Here is a 22316-nt window from a genome sequence, read left to right as displayed (position 1 = left end):
AACCGCCATTTTTTTATTTTAAAATATTGAAAAATATAAATTTAATATAATATAAATCATTTCTTATTTATAAGAAAAATACCTGAACTTTACAATATTTTTGAAAATGATGCTTAATTTGTAGTAAAGAGTTGAGTTCCTAGAAAATTTCCACTACAACTAGAATTAGACTTCAGTATGATGCTGTCGTAGCTCGCTCATCGAGATGTATTTTAAAAAAAGTGCATGCAATAAATATAAAAGGTACACAAATGAATTTACATGAATACCAAGCCAAGGCGTTACTTAAAAAATATGGTTTACCCGTTCAAGAAGGTATCTTAGCAACAACTCCCGATGAAGCCGTTGCAGCCTATAAAAAACTGGCTGGAAAATTTGCGGTAATTAAAGCACAAGTACATGCGGGTGGACGTGGTAAAGCAGGTGGTGTAAAAGTTGTAAAATCTAAAGATGAAGCTGCTGAATATGCCGGGCAAATTTTAGGTACACGTTTAGTGACTTACCAAACTGATGCTTTGGGCCAGCCTGTCAATAGTGTACTGGTTTGTGAAGATGTTTATCCTGTAGAGCGTGAATTGTATTTGGGAGCGGTCGTTGACCGTTCGTCACGTAGGGTCACCTTTATGGCATCTACGGAAGGTGGTGTCGAAATTGAGAAAGTGGCTGAAGAAACCCCTGAAAAAATTATTAAAATCAGCATTGATCCTTTAATTGGTTTATTGCCATTTCAAGCGCGTCAGGTCGGCTATGCATTACAGTTGAAAGATGAGCAGATTGATAGCTTCACTAAACTGATGCAAGGCGCATATCGCGCATTTATTGAAAATGATTTTGCACTGTTTGAAATCAACCCGCTATCCATACGTGAGAATGGTGAGATTTTATGTGTCGATGCCAAAATTGGTATTGATTCTAATGCTTTATATCGAATTCCAGAGGTTGCAGCACTACGTGATAAAACTCAGGAAAATGAGCGTGAACTCAAAGCTTCTGAGCATGACCTGAACTATGTGGCACTTGAGGGTAATATTGGCTGTATGGTCAATGGTGCAGGACTAGCGATGGCAACTATGGATATTGTTCAGCTTTATGGTGGAAAACCTGCCAACTTTCTAGATGTTGGTGGTGGTGCAACCAAAGAACGTGTGATTGAAGCATTTAAAATTATTTTGGCAGATCATTCTGTTGAAGCTGTATTAATCAATATTTTTGGTGGGATTGTACGTTGTGACATGATTGCCGAAGCGATTATTGCGGCAGTTCAAGAAGTAAATGTCAGTATTCCAGTGGTGGTTCGCCTAGAAGGTAACAACGCTGAGCTTGGTGCAAAAATTCTGGATGAATCAGGGCTAACCCTCATTTCAGCCAATGGCTTAGCTGATGCAGCACAGAAAGTGGTTGCAACATTACAACAAGATCAGAATCACTAAAGGAATATTGCTATGAGCGTGTTAATTAATAAAAATACAAAGGTTTTAGTTCAAGGCTTTACAGGTAAAAATGGGACATTTCACTCCGTACAGGCATTAAATTACGGAACAAAAGTTGTAGGTGGAGTAACGCCAGGCAAAGGTGGTCAGACACATCTAGATTTACCTGTATTTAATACCATGCAGGATGCAATGCGTGAAACGCATGCGGATGCTTCTGTCATTTATGTGCCTGCGCCGTATGTGCTGGATTCAGTTATTGAAGCAATTGATGCAGGAGTGGGCTTAATTGTCGTCATTACCGAAGGTGTGCCAACGCTGGATATGTTGAAAGCCAAACGTTATTTGGAAACTTGTGGGCAAAATACCCGTCTGATTGGCCCAAACTGCCCAGGAATTATTACTCCTGATCAATGCAAAATTGGCATTATGCCTGGGCATATTCATCGGGCAGGACGTATTGGTATTATTTCCCGTTCAGGAACTTTGACCTATGAAGCAGTTTCTCAGACTACAAAACTCGGTTTAGGTCAGTCGACTTGTATCGGGATTGGTGGAGATCCAATTCCGGGAATGAACCAAATTGATGCTTTAAAACTATTTCAGGATGATCCAGATACCGATGCGATCATTATGATTGGGGAAATTGGTGGTACGGCTGAAGAAGAAGCAGCGGAGTATATTCAATCTAATGTGACTAAACCTGTGGTTGGTTATATTGCAGGGGTTACCGCGCCAAAAGGCAAACGTATGGGACATGCAGGTGCCATTATTTCTGGGGGGAAAGGTACTGCTGAAGAGAAATTTATGGCATTTGAAAAAGCCGGAATCGCATATACTCGTAGCCCAGCAGAAATTGGTACAACCATGCTCGAAGTTTTAAAAGATCAAAAGCTGATTTAAATCAAAATTCTAAACTGATTTTAAAATTCAAGTTTTTACTGGTTAGAAACTTGAATTTTTTTATGCAAAATTTAGATAAAAAAATACGCAGTGGTTGGGGTGACCACTGCGTAGAACAACGAAAAACTGAAAACAGTTCCGTAAAATGGAGAAATGTCATTTAGCTGTAACAACTAAACGCTATAAGAGGAGTATATAAAAAAGCTGACTAAAATAATAGGCTTTTACGCAATTTAACTGTTAAATAACGTAAAAAATGACGCTTTTTGTTGCATGTTTTGCACATAATTAACAAAAATGGTCACTTTTAGTCATGCTTTTCTGTAGTAATGCTCAGAAACGGAACATTCCAAGCCCATCTTTTACTTCATCTAGTGTCGTTTGAGTAATGACCTGACACTTTTGTGTACCTGCTTTCAAAACATCCATAATATAGTCAGGATCTTTAGAAAGTTCATTGCGACGTTCACGAATTGGTGCAATCAGGTCTTTTAAAATACCTTCAAGGCGCTTTTTCACCGTGCCATCACCTAAACCACCACGACGATAATGTGCTTTTAATTCTTCAAGTTCTTCTTTATTTGGATCGAAGGCATCTAAATAAGTAAACACCACATTGCCTTCAACTTGACCTGGGTCTTCAATGCGCAAGTGATTTGGGTCTGTATACATTGCATTCACTGCTTTTTTGATGTCTTTGTCTGTGGCATTTAGCACAATCGTGTTGCCCAAAGACTTGGACATTTTGGCTTTGCCATCGAAGCCAGGCAAGCGTCCTACATTTGATAACAGTGCTTTACATTCTGGTAGTAAATCACGTCCGATCTGGCGGTTAACACGACGTACAATTTCATTGGTTTGTTCGATCATTGGAATCTGATCTTCGCCAACAGGTACAACAGTTGCTTTAAATGCAGTAATATCAGCAGCTTGAGCGACTGGATAACATAAGAAACCTGCTGGAATGTCACGTTCGAAACCACGCATTTGAATTTCGGACTTAATGGTCGGGTTACGCTCTAAGCGTGCCACAGTCACAAAGTTCAAATACAGCATGGTGAGTTCATTTAATGCGGGCAGATGTGACTGAACGCAAATCGTGGTTTTACTTGGGTCAATACCAACAGCCAAGTAATCTGTAGCAACTTCAATGACATTGCGACGAACTTTTTCAAAGTTATCAGCATTGTCAGTTAGGGCTTGTGCATCTGCAAGTAAAATGTGCTGATGATGCGTGTCTTGTAAGCCCACGCGTGAACGTAGTGAGCCAACAAAGTGACCTAAATGCAGTTGTCCAGTTGGGCGGTCACCTGTCAAAATAATTGGGCGTTGATCTGCTGTTGTCATGAGATATCCTAAACGCTGTGCTTTGGTCGTTTTTTAAAAATGCATTTATTGTAAGGCATAAGCGGAACGATGTCTTATGACAAAACTAAGCAATTGCTTAAGATTGTTGGTTTTCATGCATCAATATGCTGAAAAATACAAAAACACTTTACAATATTGGAAAACCTTCATACTGGATAATATATGGCAAGTAGCCTACTGCTGTTATTGGATGATATTGCAACGTTACTGGATGATGTTGCCTTAATGAGTAAAACAGCAGCACAAAAAACCGCTGGTGTTTTAGGTGATGACCTCGCGCTAAATGCCCAGCAGGTGACAGGTGTTAAAGCCGAGCGTGAATTACCTGTGGTTTGGGCTGTAGCGAAAGGCTCATTGTTAAATAAATGTATTTTGGTGCCAGTTGCACTGATTGTCAGTATTTTTGCGGGTTGGTTAATTAATCCTTTGTTGGTTATAGGTGGATTGTTTTTGTGTTATGAAGGCGTAGAAAAAGTTCTACATAGCTTGCATACCAAGAAACATACCGATGTCAGTGAAATTCCTGAAATTCCAAATGATCTTGTTGCTTATGAAAAAGATAAAATTAAAGGAGCAATCCGTACCGATTTTATTTTATCGGCTGAGATTGTGGTGATTACTTTAGGCACTGTGGCAACAGCAACCCTGATGAATAAGGTTGTGGTGATGAGTGTGATTGCAATTGTGATGACACTTGGTGTATATGGCTTGGTTGCTGTGATTGTGAAAATTGATGACTTGGGGCTATATCTGACACAACAAGGAAAAGTATGGCAAACCCGTGTTGGTAATCTGCTGCTTGCCTTTGCACCTCAGCTCATGAAAACTTTGTCTGTTGTAGGAACAATAGCAATGTTTTTGGTGGGTGGTGGCATTATTAATCATGCGGTTCCATTTGCACATCATTGGACTGAGCGTGCGGTTGATCAGGCAGAAGTAATTCCAACCGTTGGGCAGATTATGGGCAGTATTACGCCAATGCTGTTAAACATGGGCTTGGGCGTCATTGCTGGGGTTATTGTTCTTGTAGGGGCCACAGTATTGGGTAAAATTTTCCGAACAGCCAGTTGAAGCAAGGGGTGTTGCTATGGAATGGAAAGGTCGCCGTGAAAGTGACAATGTGGAAGACCGTCGTGGTAGCGGTGCTGTAAAAACAGGTGGTATCAGTATACTTGGATTGGTGGTTGCATTTGTGGCCTGGAAATTTTTTGGTACCGATCCACAGCAGACTTATCAGGTAACCAAACAACTCGTAACACAACAGCAATCAAAGCAACAAGCCGTACAACACCCAACGAGCGAACAGCAAGAAGCCAAGCAATTTGTTTCCACCATTCTTGCTGATACAGAAGATACATGGACAACAATTTTCAAACAGCAAGGTTTGCAATATACACCGACCAAATTGGTGCTCTATCGTCAGTCTACTCCAACGGCATGTGGCGCAGGTCAATCTGCAATGGGGCCTTTTTATTGCCCATCCGATAAAAGTGTGTATTTGGATACCGATTTTTTTGTTGAAATGCGCCAGCAACTTGGCATCTCGGGAGAGAAAAATAGCACCCAGCTTTCCCGCCAAGATCAGGCCGGTGATTTTGCTATGGCTTATGTGATCGCGCATGAGGTAGGGCATCATGTACAGAATCTTTTGGGAATTTCTGGAAAAATCTATGCCCAGCATCAGCAAATGAGTCAGAAACAAGCCAATCAATTGTCAGTGCGCCAAGAACTGCAAGCGGATTGTTTCGCGGGAATCTGGGCAAAATATAACAATCAGCGTACCCATTTTTTACAACAGGGCGATGTTGAAGAAGCGATGGATGCTGCCGAGAAAATTGGTGACGATTATTTGCAAAAACGTAGCAGTGGACAAATTGTTCCAGACAGTTTTACCCATGGTACAAGTCAGCAACGCATGAAGTGGTTTGATCGTGGCTTAAATGCACAAGATTTGTCAGCCTGTGATACGTTTCAACATACTTTATCGTGAGTATATCCTATGCGTTGGCTCAGTTTTTTTGTTGTATGTCTAAGTGGCATGTTGTCGGTTTGCGCTGCTGCACAGCAACCGATTGAGCAGCATCTTCTGGTACAAGGTATAGAACGCGAGTACCTTGTGCTTGATGCACACCGCCAGAAACCTGCACCTTTAGTGATAGTGTTGCATGGTGGTGGTGGCAATGCTGTACGAATGTTGCAGCGTTGGCAGACAGTCGCCCAACGCGAAGGCTTGATTGTTGTTGCACCAAATGCCGAGAAAGCAACATGGAATGCGCAAGGCTGTTGTGGCGATGCCCAGCAGCAGCAAAGTGCTGATGTGGCGTTTATTCAAGCGGTACTGAAGCAAGTTGGGCAACAAACTTCGGTTGATCGGCATCGGATTTATGTGGTGGGTTTTTCAAATGGCGGCATGCTGACTTATCAATTGATCGCACAGCAAACGCCTTTTGCAGCTGCGGCTGTGGTTTCTGCGGCAATGTTTTCTGGGCAATCGCAACCTCAAACTCCAATGCCATTATTGATTGTGCATGGAATGCAAGATCAAGTTGTCCCAATTCAGGGAGGTAAAAGTCAGGTACGTTTTGTGGCACGTGCTCAGACGCAAGCCTTTTTGCCACTCAATCAAACAATTGAGATCTGGAAAAAGATCAACCAATGTCAGGCAAAAAACCTAAAATCGAATACGGTAGAATTTGAACTTTGGCAATACAGTGCTTGTAAAGCTGATTTGAAGGTGTATTTACTGAAATCTGGTGGACATACTTGGTCAACAGCAGAAAGTAAGAGTGGCATTGATACGACCCAAGTCATTTGGGATTTTTTAAAGCAGCATTATCGTTAATGAGTTAATTATTTGAAATATAAAAGTATTTTATTTTTTTAAGAATTGAATTTTAGTTGTGTAACATAATTTTTTATTTCACTAATAGTTTAAAAAAGCGTAAAAATTTTCATTTATGTATGTAATTTGATGGTATTTTCCCGAAAAATAACGAAAAATAACGAAAAATATGTAAAATGATTCAGACGTCTTTTTTCGTCGCAGAGCTTTTATTTATGTAAAAACAAAATCAGTTTAGTTATGTAGGGTACTTATGGGTAGTTATTTCATTTTACAGGTCTTTACAGTTATTTTTGCCCTATCTATTGCAACCACAATTTTCAATAAACGTATTTTAGGTTTTCCTCAAGCGATTGGCGTACCCATCGTATCGGCAATTCTTGTCTTTATTTTACAGTGGGGGGCAAGCCTGCTTAGTGGTAATCACTTTATTACCATTAATATTCATAATATTGAAAATGCAGTTCGTCACATTGATTTTTATGATTTTTTAATTAATGGTGTGATTTGTTTTATTTTAACGTCATCAGCATTGAAGTTTAAACTTTCAGATTTGCGCAATCATTGGAAGCCGATCAGTATATTGGCTAGCATTTCGTTGGTGCTATGCGCGGTCTTTTTTGGTGGTATGTTGTTTGGTTTTCAGGCGTTGATCGGGCATCCTGTACCAATTGCCATATTGTTATTGTTAGGTTCAGCATTGGGTGCAACCGACCCGATTGGAATTAAAGGGGTTTTGAGTTCAGTCCGTGCGCCGCATCATTTGATTGTGAAACTCGAAGGTGAATCACTGTTTAATGATGCGATGTGTATTGCCGTATTCATGACCTTGCTCAATGTGATTCAGGGTAAAAACTTTACGCTGATCGGCACATTAGAAACATTGTTGTACGAAATTGCCGTTGCGGTATTGATTGGTTGGGCATTTGGGCAGGGGATTTTACGGTTACTGCGTGGTAAGCATGAACCTGAATCACTGATTTTGACCACAGCACTGTTGGCATGTGGTTCATATTTGGTGGCGTTATTTGCACATGCATCGGCACCAATTGCTTGCGTGATTGGCGGGCTGATTGTCGGTAACCGCTGGCAGGACATTTTGTCTGAAACTGCGACTCGCGAAATCAATCATTTTTGGCATACGGTAGAAGGAATTATTAATTCATTCTTGTTTACTTTAATTGGTCTGGAATTGTTTATTTTAGATTTGAATGCCAGCATGATTTTGGGTGGGATTATTGCATTTATTGTGCTGCATATTTCCCGGTTTGCTGCCAACTTTTTATCTTTTGCCTGTTTCCCCAGTTTTCGTAGAAAGAGTTATAACGGCAGTTTAACGATCTTGAGCTGGGGGGGCGTGCGTGGGGCTTTGTCTCTGGCTTTGATTTTGGCCGTGGCTAACCATCCGACACTCAGTCCCTACAGTAGTATTTTAATCGGCTATACTTTTATTACTGTACTGCTGTCTGGTGTAGTTTGCGGGCTTGGCTTGCCTGCGGTGATGAATGCATTTTATTATAATCCACATGAAGAAACCGAAGGATTTAAAGGTTGGTATCAGCGCTTGTGCCATAAAATGAATCGCAAGGGTGTGAAGTATATTGTCGGGGAAGATTCCAATGGTAATGAAACCATTACTGTGTATAACCCTGAGCAGATTACTGATGTAAAAGCCGCAGATGGTGTAGCATCTTTACATGATCCAAGCAAGATGACAGAACGAAACCTGTTAGAAAACCCTCATAATTTCTAAGTGTTAAAGCCATCTTTTAGATGGCTTTTTTATCAGAGAAACTTTTTATGCAAGTCGAATTGTATCGCCAGATTTTAGAAGTGGTTGCTTGTATTCCTTATGGTAAAGTTGCCAGTTATGGTCAGGTTGCCAAAATGGCAGGTTTACCACGCCACGCCCGATTAGTCGGAAAAGTGCTGCAAAATCTTGAAGAACACAGTGATATTCCTTGGCATCGGGTTGTGAATGCTCAAGGTAAAATTAGCCTGAGTCAGACCAATGCTCAAGGAGAAAACCTGCAAGCCATTCGTTTGATTAATGAGGGGGTAGTCGTTATGGATGGTCGAATTAAATTAAGGATATATCAATGGGGAAACTAGGGTTTAGAGTATTGTAGAATGCTTTTCAGCGATATGAAGATATGCTACAACATCAGAAATATTTTAGACTAATTACAAACTATGCGAGAAAATGATCACGAAGTTGTTCGCCTGTTTCAACAAAAAAATATGCCTTTATCTGAAAAACTCACGGACATGTTGAACGAGCATTATAGTCATCAAACTGAACGACGCGGCTGTGGCTATACACAGGCAACCCGCTTACTTGCAGAGTTTATTAATCAGCCACGCGATGCTGAAGACAACAAAGACCATAGGATATTTGCAGATTATAAAATTAGTCAGTTAAAAAATAAGTTTCCCGCACTCAAAGAATATAGTTTAGAGCTGGAAGATTGGCGTAACTTAGATGAATTGCCACAGGTTAAAGATTTTCTTGAAAAAAATCAGGAAAATGAAAATCCTGCAATTGAACAATTACGCCAAGCCGTAAAATTTCAGTATGATCTTCGGCACATTCACGAAGCTGCTTTGCTAGAGGAAAGTCGGCTGATTTGTCAACTGATCGCCGATATTGTCTTGCCCAAATCCAATCATAATGATGAATATGTCAAGCTGATGAGTTTATCAGAAAAGCCAAAAGTCGGCTCTTGCCCAATGGCAGAAGATTTCTTTTTACAGATCGCGCATCATCGAATTTTAAGACAAGGGGCAATCAACATTTTTGTGGATCAATATAATCATCCAATTTTACTGGAAAAAATGAATATGGGAGATAATCACTCCTGCATCAACCTTGTTCCCATTTTGATGAATGGGGTGCGCCTTCCAGCAGGAAGTCTGTTTTCTTTAGATTATGAAATTGAGCAAATTATTCATAAAAAAGTTAATCGACAGATCAGAGGGTATATTATTCCTGTAGAGGCTGTGAAATTTTGGTTCTTACGTTTTACGACACTCGCGATTAGCCCAGAAAATCGGCAAAGAACATTTACCACACATTTTAAGCAGCAGATCGATAACAATCTGTTTAGCCCAGAAACAACCCGACTTTCGCAATTGTTTGACATTGCAAATGAGCAAATTTAGATGATACCTAAAATGATTCATGTGTGCTATTCGTCTCGATATTATGCCAAAACCCATACCAACAGCATGGAAAAATTAACAGCAGTTGCACAGGTCTTGCAACAAAAAAGCTATATCAAGATGGTTGAACCAGATTTGGTTGATATAGAGCTGCTTAAAACATTGCATGATCCACAATATGTTGAGGCATTTCTACAGGGTGAAAAACCGTTGGCAAGGGCGCAAGGGTTCAAACAGTGGAATGAACAGCTGCGTGATGCAGTGCTAAGTGTACAAGGTGGACAGTTGGCAGCGGCTGAGTTGGCATTGCTGCATGGGATCGCCGCAAATATTGCACAAGGGTTTCATCATGCGGTTTATGAGCGCGGCTTGGCATATTGTACGTTTAATGGTTTGGCATTGGTGGCGCAGCATTTTCCTAAAAAGAAAATTTTTATTTTAGATTGTGATCAGCATGGTGGAAATGGCACTGCAGAATTTACATTAAGACTAGCCAATTTGTTTAACTATAGTATTTTTGCCATTCCTTTTGGCTGTGCTCATTATGAGCGTAGTTTGACCCAACACATTGATAAAAAACAGGGTTCTTTTGAAGAATATGCACAGGCAATTCAGCAGGGGTTTAAGCATGCGCGAGCATGGGGAGCAGATTTGATTGTTTATCAGGCAGGCATGGACTGTCATCAGAACGATCGTTTTGGTTCAGATTGGTTTACCACCGCACTTTTAAAGAAAAGGGATCATTTGGTTTTTTCTTTGGCAAAGCAAAATAATATTCCTTTAATGTTTGTTCTTGCAGGCGGGTATCAACCATTGGCTGAGTTAGTGCCTTTGCATGTCAATACGTTTGACGCTGCTTATGAAGTTTATGCTGAAACTACAAGCTAAAAAAGGAAGTACAAAGTACTTCCTTGATTTTTTATAGATATTCTACGTTAACAATTTCGTATTCTACTTCACCCTGAGGTGTAACGATTTTGACTTCATCGCCTTCATTTTTGCCTAGAAGACCACGGGCAATAGGTGAATTCACCGAAATTTTATTGATTTTGAAATCTGCTTCGTCATCGCCGACTATTTTATAGGTTTTACGTTCTTCTGTATCGAGGTTCTCAATGGTGACCGTTACCCCAAACACAACGCGACCATTTTGCTCAAGATCATTCACATCAATCACTTGGCATGCACCGAGTTTACCTTCGATGTCCTGAATACGACCTTCACAGAAACCTTGTTGTTCACGGGCAGCATGATATTCTGCATTTTCTTTTAAATCGCCATGTTCGCGTGCTTCAGCAATTGCTTGAATAATACGTGGACGCTCAACAGTTTTTAAATGCTGTAATTCTTTCTCTAAAGCTGCTTTGCCCTCAGGCGTCATTGGATAACGTTGCATTTTAGTCCCTCTAAATGAAATGGGATAATACCGTTTAAAAAAAGAAAAATCCCGCCACCGATTAGGTGACGGGACTTATCGGATCAGGAATTAGCTTAACTTTTGTAGATCTTGCAAGCGATATACATCCATTGGTAATTGGATCGCAAAGGCTTGGCAAACTGCTTCTGCACCGCTAATCGTCGTGGTGTAGTACACTTTACCTTGCAATGCCGCACGGCGAATTGCAGCAGAGTCATACTGCGCACGTTTGCCTTCAGTGGTATTGACAATAAGGTGTATTTCGCCATTTTTCAAGCGGTCAACAATATGTGGGCGACCTTCGGTCACTTTGTTTACACGTTCACACTCAAGACCAGCATCGCTGAGTACTTTATGTGTACCAGACGTTGCAACCAGTTTGAAACCGTATTCAACAAAGCGTTTTGCAATATCAACCACGTGTTCTTTGTCTGAATCACGTACAGACAAGAATGCATGTTTGACTTCACCTTCAGTTGGTAAGCCAGGTAAGCGTTCATTTGAGCCTAAAACAGCTTTATAGAATGCTTCACCGAATGATTTACCAACACCCATGACTTCACCTGTAGATTTCATCTCAGGTCCAAGCATTGGGTCAACACCAGGGAATTTAGCAAATGGGAATACCGCTTCTTTGACAGCAAAGTGAGTCGGAATAATCTCTTTGGTGAAACCTTGAGATTCTAAAGACTGACCTGCCATACAACGTGCAGCAACTTTCGCTAAAGATTCGCCAATACATTTAGATACGAAAGGAACCGTACGTGATGCACGAGGGTTCACTTCAAGGATATAAATGTCGTTGCCTTTGACTGCAAACTGAACGTTCATCAAGCCGATGACACCAAGTTCTTTTGCCATCGCCACAGTTTGACGACGCATTTCATCTTGGATTTCTTTAGAAAGCGAATATGGAGGAATCGAACATGCAGAGTCACCAGAGTGAATACCCGCTTGTTCAATGTGCTGCATAATCCCGCCAATCACCACATCTTTACCGTCAGATACGCAGTCAACGTCAACTTCGATTGCTGAATCTAGGAAGTGGTCAAGCAAAACAGGTGCGTCGTTAGAGGCTTGAACTGCTTCACGTAAGTAGCGTTTCAACTCATCTTCGTTGTACACGATTTCCATCGCACGACCACCGAGTACATAAGATGGACGGACAACCAGTGGATAACCCACTTTTGCAGCTTCAGAAATACCTTCTTCAGCCGATTTTACGATGCTGTTACTTGGTTGGCGAAGTTGTAGACGTTGAATCATTTGTTGGAAACGTTCACGGTCTTCTGCACGGTCAATTGCATCAGGAGATGTACCGATAATTGGCGCACCAGCTTCTTCTAAAGCACGAGCCAATTTAAGTGGAGTTTGACCACCGTACTGTACGATAATGCCTTTTGGCTTCTCGGTACGTACGATTTCAAGCACATCTTCCAAAGTGATCGGTTCGAAGTACAAACGATCTGATGTGTCATAGTCGGTAGAAACAGTTTCAGGGTTACAGTTCACCATGATAGTTTCATAACCGTCATCACGCATTGCAAGCGCCGCGTGTACACAACAGTAGTCAAATTCAATACCCTGACCAATACGGTTTGGACCGCCGCCAATCACCATGATTTTGTCACGGTTTGATGGGTTGGCTTCACATTCTTCATCGTAAGTTGAATACATGTAAGCTGTGCCAGATTCAAACTCGGCCGCACACGTATCTACACGTTTGTAAACTGGATAAACACCCAGATTCCAACGCTGCTTACGGAATTGTTTTTGTGAAATACCCATTAAGTTGGCAATACGAAGGTCAGACAAACCTTTACGTTTGAATGAGCGGATATTGTCGGCAGTTAAATCGCCAAAGCCGAGAGTTTTCACTTGAGCTTCAGTTTTAATGATGTCTTCGATTTGAATCAAGAACCAACGGTCAATCTTGGTTGCTTCAAACACTTCATCAAGAGTAAAACCGTGACGAAAGGCATCAGCAACATACCAAATACGTTCAGGACCTGGAACTTTAAGTTCTTTGAGGATTTTATCTTTCGCGCCTTCAGCACCAATCGCGATTTGTTCGTCAAAACCACAAACACCCACTTCAAGACCACGAAGTGCTTTTTGTACAGATTCTTGGAAGTTACGACCAATCGCCATTACTTCACCCACAGATTTCATCTGTGTTGTGAGTACAGGTTCAGCTTGAGGGAATTTCTCGAAGTTGAAACGAGGAATCTTGGTCACGACATAGTCGATAGCTGGTTCAAATGACGCAGGGGTTACACCACCTGTAATGTCATTTTTAAGCTCATCAAGCGTATAACCAACAGCCAGTTTTGCTGCGATTTTTGCAATCGGGAAACCTGTTGCTTTAGATGCAAGTGCAGATGAACGAGAAACACGTGGGTTCATCTCGATCACAACCATACGGCCATCTTTAGGGTTAATACCGAACTGAACGTTTGAACCACCTGTTTCAACACCGATTTCACGAAGAACTGCAATCGATGCATTACGCATGATTTGGTATTCTTTGTCAGTCAATGTTTGTGCAGGTGCAACAGTGATTGAGTCACCTGTGTGTACGCCCATTGGGTCGAAGTTTTCAATTGCACAGACAATGATACAGTTATCATTTTTGTCACGAACAACTTCCATTTCGTACTCTTTCCAACCAATCAATGATTCATCAATCAATAATTGTTTAGTTGGAGAAAGGTCGAAACCACGTTCACAAATTTCAATAAATTCATCTTTATTGTAGGCGATACCACCACCTGAACCACCCATGGTAAATGATGGGCGGATAATGACAGGGAAGCCAAAACGTGATTGAATTTCTAAAGCATGTTCCATGCTTTCTGCAACATCAGCACGAGGACATTCAAGTCCGATTTTGCGCATTGCAATATCAAACAATTTGCGGTCTTCGGCTTTTTCAATCGCTTCTTTACTCGCACCGATTAACTCAACGTTGTATTTTGCCAATACACCGTGTTCATCAAGCGCTAGCGCACAGTTTAATGCTGTTTGACCGCCCATGGTTGGAAGAACGGCATCTGGGCGTTCTTTTTCAATAATCTGTGCAACTGTTTGCCAAGTGATTGGCTCAATATACGTTGCATCTGCCATTGAAGGGTCAGTCATAATGGTCGCTGGGTTAGAGTTGACCAAAATAACGCGGTAGCCTTCTTCACGAAGTGCTTTACAGGCTTGTGCACCAGAGTAGTCAAACTCACAGGCTTGACCAATCACAATAGGACCAGCACCAATAATTAAGATGCTTTTAATATCCGTACGTTTAGGCATTATTCGCTCCTTAATTACTTCTTAGCGGCTTCGATAAGTTCGATAAAATGATCGAACAGTGGCGCACAGTCATGTGGACCTGGGCTAGCTTCAGGGTGACCTTGGAAGCTGAACGCTGGCTTGTCTGTACGGTGGATACCTTGCAACGTACCATCAAACAACGATTTGTGTGTTGCTATCAAGTTGGCTGGTAAGGTGTCTGCATCGACTGCGAAACCGTGGTTTTGCGAAGTAATCATCACTGTACCTTTCTCAAGGTTTTGTACAGGATGGTTTGCACCGTGGTGACCATGACCCATTTTGATGGTTTTTGCACCAGAAGCAAGAGCAAGAATTTGATGACCTAAACAAATACCAAAGACGGGTAAATTTGTCGTTTCAACAATAGTTTTTACAGCTTCAATTGCGTAATCACATGCCGCTGGGTCACCAGGACCATTCGACAAAAATACGCCATCAGGATTTAATGCCAAAACTTTTTCCGCAGGAGTCTGTGCAGGCACAACGGTCAATTTACAACCGCGGTCTGCAAGCATACGTAAGATGTTGGTTTTGACACCGTAGTCGTATGCAACGACATGATATTTTAATTCAGGTTGTGCAAAGCCTTGACCTAAAGCCCATGAACCTTCAGTCCATTCAAAGCCTTCAGAATCGCAACATTCTTTGGCAAGGTCTAAACCGTTTAAACCTCCAAATTCACGTGCTTTTGCCAAAGCTTGTTCTTCAGTAATATTTTCACCAGCAAGGATGCAGCCATTTTGTGCACCTTTGTCCCTTAAAATACGCGTTAATTTACGTGTATCAATATCTGCAATTGCAACAACATTGTGCTGTTTTAAGTACTCAGCCAAAGATTGTTCAGCGCGGAAATTGCTATGTAATAATGGGAGATCGCGAATAATCAAACCGTTCGCCCATACCTTATGGATGCGACCCGATTCAGAATCTTCTGCGTTACAACCCGTATTTCCGATATGTGGATAAGTTAAAGTCACAAGTTGCTGTGCATAACTCGGGTCAGTAAGAATTTCTTGATAGCCAGTCATGGCCGTATTAAAAACGACTTCACCAGTCGTACATCCCGTAGCGCCGATAGAGGTACCTTTAAAGATAGTTCCATCTGCGAGGGCTAAAATGGCGGGGGTGCTCAAACCAAAGCTCCTGAATTTTAAGCTGTAAAAAAGCGAGTAGACATAAAAAAAGATGGCTGTCTAAAAACACGCCCTCCTTTGGTCTGCTCGCTTGTAACTTAAAAACATATTGTACGCATCTAAGTGGATAAAGTCCACGTATTTATAAATAATCAATCGGGCGCAAGCATTGTGTTAAACAATCACATTGTATGGCAAAAAAAGCAATGTCATTATGTGAGAATTCGTGAATTGTTAGACAATTTTGTGGTGAAAAAAGCGACAGTTTGTTAGATTGAAAAATATCAACAAATAAATGTCTTTGTGAAAAGGAGCTAACTCATGGCGACAAAAACACCGCTACAAGAAAAAACAGAACAACTGGAACAAGCCGTAACTGATGTTAAAACCAAGGTCGAGGGTAAAGTTCAAGATGTTAAAGCCAAGGTTGAAGATGTTAAAGCCAAGGTCGAAGACAAGGTTGAAGATGTTAAAGCCAAGGTCGAAGACAAGGTTGAGGCTGTTGAAGTGAAACTTGAAGAAGTGAAAGAAAAGGCTGCTGAGCAGGCTGCTCAACTTGAAGCAGAAGCTAAAGAGGCTGGAGCATCATTTCAAGAGCAAGTAAGACAATTGAAAGAAGACTTTCTTGTTCGTTTTAATGATTTTCGCGATAAATTTACATTGTCACAAGATGATCTTATCGAGTTGAAAGAACTTGTGAAAATTGAATTTGCATCTATTGCGGAAGAATTTTCTAAACTCTCAAAAGAAGTTAAAGAGGATGTTTCTCAGTTTTCTACAAAACATAAAGAGCATGTTACTGAAACTTTACAACGTACCAAAACCAATGCAGTAGAAGCATGGCACAAGGTAAAAGAGGTTGATGAGAAAAAAACGACTGAAGGCGAGCCAGTAAAAAAAGAGAAAGAAACAGAAGAAGTGAAATAAAATCTGAAAAGAACAACGGGTAAAAATGCCCGTTGTTCTATTTAAAAATTATGAATCCAGTCACGTTTATTGTGAAAGTCAGCCTGCGGGCTACTGTGCTGCATAGCGTAAAAATGCATGCCTTTTGTTGTATCGAGTATTGCAGTTAAACCAATAAATAAGTCATGCCATTTCAGTTGGTGTTTTTGCATAAACTGACTTAAATCAAGTGTGGCACTGAGTCCATAATGTGTACGCTGTAACGCAATCAGCTCAATATCGTGTGCCATCTGCGGTGGCATATCTTCTGGATAGCGATATTCTTCAAATTGATAACATTGCCAAGCTTGGGATGGAGATAGGTTTATTTCACGATAATAATCTTCATTTTGAACCCCAATAAACAGCTCAAAACAAGTCTTCTCCCAAAGAAAATCCTGTCGAGGGTGTACTGCTTCTAGGCTTGGCCAGTTGATCAGTTGTAAGGGGTCACGTAGCCAAAAGCCAAGATTTAAAGTGTAAGGTGCTTGATACTCAAGTGCACCGACTAAAGAAATCTCATGAAAACGTTCAAAAGCTTGTAGCTCGTAACTTGCCATACCAAACTCTGATTTAGTTAGCTAAATGTGCGTGACGAACGAGATTCGACAGCTTTGGATTTTGTTTTGCAGCTTTTTTGTAAAGTAGTACAATTTTACCAATTTTTTGTATTACTTCAGCTTGTGTTGCCTGAGCAAGTGCTTCTGTGACTTCGGCGCGTACATCGCGGTCTTCACCAGCAATTTTTACCTTAATTAATTCATGATCAGTTAATGCACGGACAGTTTCTTCAATGACACTGTCGGTTAAGCCTTGCCCACCAATCATGACCACAGGATTTAAAGCGTGACCAATTTGACGTAAGCGTTTTCGTTCTTGAATGGATAGTGTTGCCATGAAATAAACCTAGTTTTTGAAAAGCGCAATAGTATAGCAAATTGTAATCCGAACCGTATAAAAAACTTGGATCTAATCACATAAATACATATTTTTTGATGATTAATTTCTTGAAAAAGTATGTTAAATTAATGGGCTGAGTCGCTTAATCATCAACCGATGAGTGCAAGTGTTTTTTATTAAGGTCGAATTTAAAAAAGCAGAAAAGTTTTAAATTTTTTAAATTAACGATAAACAGCATCAAAAAAAGTCATGTGTTTCGATGCAGATGCATACTGCAAGTAGAACATTTTTTTCGTACAATGCATACTTAATGTTTTTAAATATAGATGATTATGGCAACACGCATTACCAACCAAAAGTTATCTAAAAGTAGTCGTGCGTGGATGAGAGAGCATCTAGATGATCCTTTTGTGAAAAAAGCACAAAAAGAGGGTTATCGTGCACGCGCAGCCTACAAGCTTCTTGAAATCCAAGAGAAATATAAAATCATCAAACCAGGCATGACCGTCGTTGATTTGGGGGCTGCCCCAGGCAGTTGGTCGCAAATTGCTGGCAAACTAGTCGGTAATAAAGGTTTGGTGATCGCTTCTGATATTTTGGAAATGGATGCGCTTCCAGATGTGACCTTCTTGCAAGGTGACTTTCGTGAGCATGAAATTTTCGAAAAATTGTTAAATATTTTAAATGGACGTCAAGTTGACGTTGTAATTTCAGATATGGCCCCCAATACATCAGGTAATAGAGCTGTTGATCAACCCCGTCAGATTTATTTGTGTGAGCTTGCACTCGATTTTGCTCAAAAGGTTTTAGGACCGAAAGGGCAATTTGTAGTCAAAGTTTTCCAAGGTACGGGATTTGACGAGTTTCGTAAACAAGTAGTCGATAGCTTTGATGTATTGAAAACAGCGAAGCCAGAAGCATCCCGCGCACGTTCAAAAGAAGTTTTTTTGATTGGGCAGGGACGCAAAAAAACATCGCAATAAAGTTGACTTGCCAAGTCGATAAAAATTGTGCATGTTGTACAATTCAAGGTAGCTTGAGTGTGTGACTCGCTTATTTGAGAATAAATCACCCTGAATTATATAGGGCATGATTAAATTAGATTGATGATATGGGAATAAAGCTTTGAGCGATCTCTTCAAAAACGCCGTGTTGTGGCTAGTGATACTTGGAGCACTGATATTAATTTTCAGCAATATCAGTGATCACAAGAAACCGTCAGAAATGAACTATTCTGAGTTTGTTTCTGCGGTAAACGCAGGCCAAATTAAACAAGTCACTATAGATGGCGAAAAAATCACTGGCGAAAAAAAGAATGGTTCGGATTTTGAAAGTATTCGCCCTGCGGTTCAAGACCCTGAACTTATGCCAAGTTTGATCAAAAACAATGTTGTGGTTGAAGGTACTGCACCGCAGCGTCAAGGTGTTTTGATGCAACTACTCATTGCAAGTTTCCCTGTGCTTTTGATTATTTTGTTATTCATGTTCTTTATGCGTAACATGGGTGGTGGTGCAGGCGGCAAAAATGGGCCAATGAGCTTTGGTAAATCAAAAGCAAAAATGCTTGCGGAAGATCAAATCAAAGTGACTTTTGCTGATGTAGCTGGATGTGATGAAGCGAAGCAAGAAGTTATTGAGATTGTTGATTTCCTTAAAGATCCTGCAAAATTCAAACGTTTGGGTGCATCTATTCCAAAAGGTGTCTTGATGGTAGGCCCACCAGGTACAGGTAAAACTTTACTTGCTAAGGCAATTGCTGGTGAAGCAAAAGTACCGTTCTTTAGCATCTCAGGTTCAGATTTTGTTGAAATGTTTGTCGGTGTCGGTGCATCACGTGTACGTGATATGTTCGAACAGGCAAAGCGTCATGCACCATGTATTATTTTTATTGATGAAATTGATGCAGTCGGTCGCCATCGTGGTTCAGGTACAGGCGGTGGTCATGATGAACGTGAGCAAACCTTGAACCAGATGTTGGTTGAAATGGATGGTTTTGAAGGTAATGAAGGCATTATTGTGATTGCTGCAACTAACCGTGCAGACGTTCTTGATAAAGCTTTACTTCGTCCAGGACGTTTTGACCGTCAGGTGATGGTTGGTCTACCTGATATTAAAGGTCGTGAGCAGATTCTGCATGTGCATTTAAGAAAGTTACCATCAGTAACAGGTGTGGATGTAAAAGTCTTGGCACGTGGTACTCCTGGCTTCTCGGGTGCCCAATTGGCAAATCTTGTGAATGAAGCTGCATTATTTGCTGCGCGCCGTAATAAAAACACGGTCGATATGCATGATTTTGAAGATGCTAAAGACAAGATTTACATGGGGCCTGAGCGTAAATCGATGATTATTCGTGATGAAGAACGTCGTGCAACTGCTTACCATGAGTCTGGACATGCGATTGTGGCGGAAGTTCTACCTGGCACAGACCCTGTACATAAGGTGACTATTATGCCGCGTGGTTGGGCATTAGGTGTCACTTGGCAGTTACCCGAACAAGACCAAATTAGCAATTATAAAGACAAAATGCTCAATGAGATTTCAATCTTGTTTGGTGGTCGTATTGCTGAGGAAATCTTTATTCATCAGCAGTCTACTGGTGCATCGAATGACTTTGAACGTGCAACAAAAATTGCCCGTGCAATGGTAACCAAATATGGTATGTCAGATAAGATGGGGGTTATGGTCTATGAAGATGATAGTCAACAATCTTTCTTGGGAAATATTGGTAGTCGTACAATTTCAGAAGCAACGCAGCAGCAAGTAGATACAGAAGTTCGTCGTATCCTTGATGAGCAGTATAAAGTAGCTTGGGATATTCTTGAAAATAATAAAGAGAAAGCTCATGCTATGGTGAAAGCATTGATGGAATGGGAAACGATTGATCGGGATCAAGTGCTCGATATTATGGAAGGCCGTGAACCACGACCACCAAAAGTATATGTTGCAGAGAATCCTGTATCTGATCTTGAACCACCAAAAGATGGTCCATCAACTCCACCACCATTACCTGTGTTGAGTTAATGATTAAAAAGAGTCACTTCGGTGGCTCTTTTTTATTTTAAACTTGGCGTGAATTAATTTTGAGTTTGAACTATGCAGTATGTACCTTTGTCTCAGCGTCAGTTGGGATGTGGCAGAAAACTTTTAGATTTATCTCAGCCACATGTTATGGGCATTTTAAATGTTACACCTGATTCATTTAGTGATGGTGGGTTACATAATTCAAAGCAACAGGCAATTGAACATGCGTTGCAAATGATCGCTGATGGTGCAACAGTGATTGATATTGGTGGTGAGTCTACGCGTCCAGGGGCAGCAGTTGTTACTGTAGAAGAAGAATTAACGCGAGTGATTCCTGTTGTTGAAGTTTTGGCAAAAGAAGATGTGATTTTATCGATTGATACCAGTCAACCAGAGGTGATGCGTCAAGCTGTGCAAGCGGGCGCACATATTTGGAATGATGTACGTGCACTTACTCGTCCGAATGCGCTAGAAACGGCAGCAGAGCTGAATATTCCCGTGATTTTGATGCATATGCGCGGTGAGCCAACCACAATGAATCAGTTGGCAGATTATCAAGATGTGACAGCAGAAGTGATTGCTGAACTAAAACAAAAGATTGATTTAGCAATTCAGGTGGGCGTTGCACCTGAAAATATTATGATCGATCCTGGCTTTGGCTTTGCTAAAAATACAGCACATAATTTGCAATTATTGAATGAATTATGGCAATTGCATGAACTGGGCTATCCAATTTTGTCGGCATTATCCCGAAAACGTTTTATTGGTGCTGTGGTTGAGGAAGCTGATGCAAAAGCTCGAGCTGTCGGGAGTGTAGCGGGGCATCTGCTTTCGATTCAGCAAGGTGCTTGTATGGTGCGTGCACATGATGTCAAGGCAACAGTTGATGCGATTAAGGTTTGGCAAGCGATGCAAAACTGGCAGGAATGGGTATGAGCGAATTGATGGTACAAATCAATAGCTGAGTAGATGAATGTATATTCAGCTTTCATTTAAAGATAGATAACAAGCCTTATTTACGAAACATTTTTAAAGTAATCCTATTACACGTGTGTAGGATGTCTTGATATATTTCTGAATGCTTTGGTTTTTCTAGAAGTCAATTTAAAAATGGGTCTTAGGAAGTTAAGCATACTAAAAGTATGGTAACTTACTCATATGAAAGCAAAAAACAGATACTATTCTCATTCAAGAATCAGCGAAGTAAAATTCAAGCAGATCTCATTCGCTTTTTTGCCATGGATTTTACTACAACAGACACAGCAAAACTCACCAGTATTTCAGCTCGTTCAATCAATTCTATCTTCATTAAATTACGTCAAAAAATTGCCACTAAATGTGAAAAGATATCTCCATTCAGTGGCATCATTGAACTCGATGAATCTTACTTCGGAGCCCGTCGTATACGGGGTAAACGAGGATGCGGAGCATTAGGTAAAACCATCTTTTTGGACTGCTTAAACGAGAGGGTAATGTCTATACAGAAATTGTTCCTGATTGCACCAAAGCCACACTACAGGGCATTATCCGTGGACACATTGATCTTAATTCAGTGATTAATACAGATAGTTGGCGAGGTTATGATGGACTGGTTGATATTGATTTTAACAAGTACTTCCGAGTGAATTACGGTGACAATCAATTTGCCCTTAGAGAACGCCATAGTAACGGTATAGAGTCATTCTGGGGGCTATGCAAAGAAACGTTTGATTAAGTTCAATGGAATTGACAAAAGGATGTTTTATTTGCATCTTAAAGAAACGGAGTATCGCTTTAATCATCGACATTCAGATTTATATCTTGATTTGCTTAAATTACTCAGTAACAGCCCTCTTTAACTTTCTACGCCCTAACACCAATTACTCGAATTG

At 40.7% G+C, this 22316-nt stretch carries 19 protein-coding genes and 1 pseudogene; 14 read left to right on the top strand and 6 right to left on the bottom strand.

Going from position 1 to position 22316, the window contains the following annotated elements:
* Nucleotides 1-251 precede the first annotated feature (251 nt).
* On the top strand, nt 252-1430 hold the full coding sequence (sucC, locus tag E0H77_RS05000; RefSeq protein WP_131375483.1) for an ADP-forming succinate--CoA ligase subunit beta: 1179 nt from the start codon (nt 252-254) through the stop codon (nt 1428-1430).
* 12 nt (nt 1431-1442) lie between these two features.
* The gene (gene sucD / locus E0H77_RS04995) at nt 1443-2333 is read left to right on the top strand and encodes a succinate--CoA ligase subunit alpha (RefSeq protein ID WP_131375481.1); all 891 of its coding nucleotides are present in this window, start codon (nt 1443-1445) and stop codon (nt 2331-2333) included.
* A gap of 333 nt (nt 2334-2666) precedes the next feature.
* On the opposite strand, the gene trpS is transcribed toward sucD, so the two are convergent.
* The gene (gene trpS / locus E0H77_RS04990) at nt 2667-3680 is read right to left on the bottom strand and encodes a tryptophan--tRNA ligase (protein WP_004903566.1); all 1014 of its coding nucleotides are present in this window, start codon (nt 3678-3680) and stop codon (nt 2667-2669) included.
* A gap of 183 nt (nt 3681-3863) precedes the next feature.
* Here trpS and E0H77_RS04985 point away from each other — a divergent pair, with 183 nt between their 5' ends.
* From E0H77_RS04985 to E0H77_RS04955, 7 genes are all read left to right on the top strand, one after another.
* Entirely contained in the window at nt 3864-4772 is a 909-nt protein-coding gene (locus E0H77_RS04985) for a DUF808 domain-containing protein (protein WP_131375479.1), read from the top strand.
* A gap of 16 nt (nt 4773-4788) precedes the next feature.
* The gene (gene ypfJ / locus E0H77_RS04980; protein WP_131375477.1) at nt 4789-5691 is read left to right on the top strand and encodes a KPN_02809 family neutral zinc metallopeptidase; all 903 of its coding nucleotides are present in this window, start codon (nt 4789-4791) and stop codon (nt 5689-5691) included.
* Nucleotides 5692-5700: 9 nt separating this feature from the next.
* On the top strand, nt 5701-6543 hold the full coding sequence (locus E0H77_RS04975; protein WP_131375475.1) for a CE1 family esterase: 843 nt from the start codon (nt 5701-5703) through the stop codon (nt 6541-6543).
* 253 nt (nt 6544-6796) lie between these two features.
* Complete coding sequence (locus E0H77_RS04970) at nt 6797-8296, top strand: cation:proton antiporter (protein ID WP_131375473.1); 1500 nt, start codon at nt 6797-6799, stop codon at nt 8294-8296.
* Between the two features lie 47 nt (nt 8297-8343).
* Nucleotides 8344-8655, top strand: coding sequence for an MGMT family protein (locus tag E0H77_RS04965; RefSeq protein ID WP_131375471.1), 312 nt, complete (start codon nt 8344-8346; stop codon nt 8653-8655).
* Nucleotides 8656-8736: 81 nt separating this feature from the next.
* Nucleotides 8737-9705, top strand: coding sequence for a hypothetical protein (locus E0H77_RS04960; protein WP_131375469.1), 969 nt, complete (start codon nt 8737-8739; stop codon nt 9703-9705).
* 12 nt (nt 9706-9717) lie between these two features.
* The gene (locus E0H77_RS04955; RefSeq protein ID WP_131375467.1) at nt 9718-10593 is read left to right on the top strand and encodes an arginase family protein; all 876 of its coding nucleotides are present in this window, start codon (nt 9718-9720) and stop codon (nt 10591-10593) included.
* 31 nt (nt 10594-10624) lie between these two features.
* On the opposite strand, the gene greA is transcribed toward E0H77_RS04955, so the two are convergent.
* The 3 genes from greA to carA all read right to left on the bottom strand — a co-directional run bounded on the left by greA (nt 10625) and on the right by carA (nt 15579).
* Nucleotides 10625-11101: a transcription elongation factor GreA gene (gene greA / locus E0H77_RS04950; RefSeq protein ID WP_004753529.1), complete on the bottom strand. Its 477-nt coding sequence runs from the start codon at nt 11099-11101 to the stop codon at nt 10625-10627.
* A 90-nt stretch (nt 11102-11191) separates the two neighbouring features.
* Nucleotides 11192-14425 carry a carbamoyl-phosphate synthase large subunit gene (gene carB, locus E0H77_RS04945; RefSeq protein ID WP_131375465.1) on the bottom strand — a complete coding sequence of 1078 codons (3234 nt, stop codon included), beginning with the start codon at nt 14423-14425 and terminating at the stop codon, nt 11192-11194.
* Nucleotides 14426-14439: 14 nt separating this feature from the next.
* Nucleotides 14440-15579 carry a glutamine-hydrolyzing carbamoyl-phosphate synthase small subunit gene (gene carA, locus E0H77_RS04940; protein ID WP_131314035.1) on the bottom strand — a complete coding sequence of 380 codons (1140 nt, stop codon included), beginning with the start codon at nt 15577-15579 and terminating at the stop codon, nt 14440-14442.
* Nucleotides 15580-15900: 321 nt separating this feature from the next.
* Here carA and E0H77_RS04935 point away from each other — a divergent pair, with 321 nt between their 5' ends.
* The gene (locus E0H77_RS04935; RefSeq protein ID WP_131375463.1) at nt 15901-16506 is read left to right on the top strand and encodes a hypothetical protein; all 606 of its coding nucleotides are present in this window, start codon (nt 15901-15903) and stop codon (nt 16504-16506) included.
* Nucleotides 16507-16547: 41 nt separating this feature from the next.
* On the opposite strand, the gene E0H77_RS04930 is transcribed toward E0H77_RS04935, so the two are convergent.
* Nucleotides 16548-17084 (bottom strand): DOMON-like domain-containing protein, encoded by a 537-nt coding sequence (locus E0H77_RS04930; protein WP_131375461.1) that lies wholly within the window; start codon nt 17082-17084, stop codon nt 16548-16550.
* A gap of 13 nt (nt 17085-17097) precedes the next feature.
* Nucleotides 17098-17421 (bottom strand): ribosome assembly RNA-binding protein YhbY, encoded by a 324-nt coding sequence (gene yhbY / locus E0H77_RS04925; protein ID WP_131314029.1) that lies wholly within the window; start codon nt 17419-17421, stop codon nt 17098-17100.
* A gap of 335 nt (nt 17422-17756) precedes the next feature.
* On the opposite strand from yhbY, the gene rlmE reads away from it, so the two are divergent.
* From rlmE to E0H77_RS04905, 4 genes and pseudogenes are all read left to right on the top strand, one after another.
* On the top strand, nt 17757-18407 hold the full coding sequence (gene rlmE, locus E0H77_RS04920) for a 23S rRNA (uridine(2552)-2'-O)-methyltransferase RlmE (RefSeq protein ID WP_131375513.1): 651 nt from the start codon (nt 17757-17759) through the stop codon (nt 18405-18407).
* A 142-nt stretch (nt 18408-18549) separates the two neighbouring features.
* Complete coding sequence (ftsH, locus tag E0H77_RS04915) at nt 18550-20445, top strand: ATP-dependent zinc metalloprotease FtsH (RefSeq protein WP_131375459.1); 1896 nt, start codon at nt 18550-18552, stop codon at nt 20443-20445.
* A 72-nt stretch (nt 20446-20517) separates the two neighbouring features.
* Nucleotides 20518-21381 (top strand): dihydropteroate synthase, encoded by an 864-nt coding sequence (gene folP / locus E0H77_RS04910; protein WP_131375457.1) that lies wholly within the window; start codon nt 20518-20520, stop codon nt 21379-21381.
* A 222-nt stretch (nt 21382-21603) separates the two neighbouring features.
* Nucleotides 21604-22283 (top strand): annotated as a pseudogene (locus E0H77_RS04905) (IS1595 family transposase).
* Nucleotides 22284-22316: the final 33 nt, after the last annotated feature.

This window comes from Acinetobacter brisouioides (assembly GCF_004331075.1).
GTDB lineage: Bacteria > Pseudomonadota > Gammaproteobacteria > Pseudomonadales > Moraxellaceae > Acinetobacter.
This window is presented reverse-complemented; position numbering and strand designations above follow the sequence as displayed.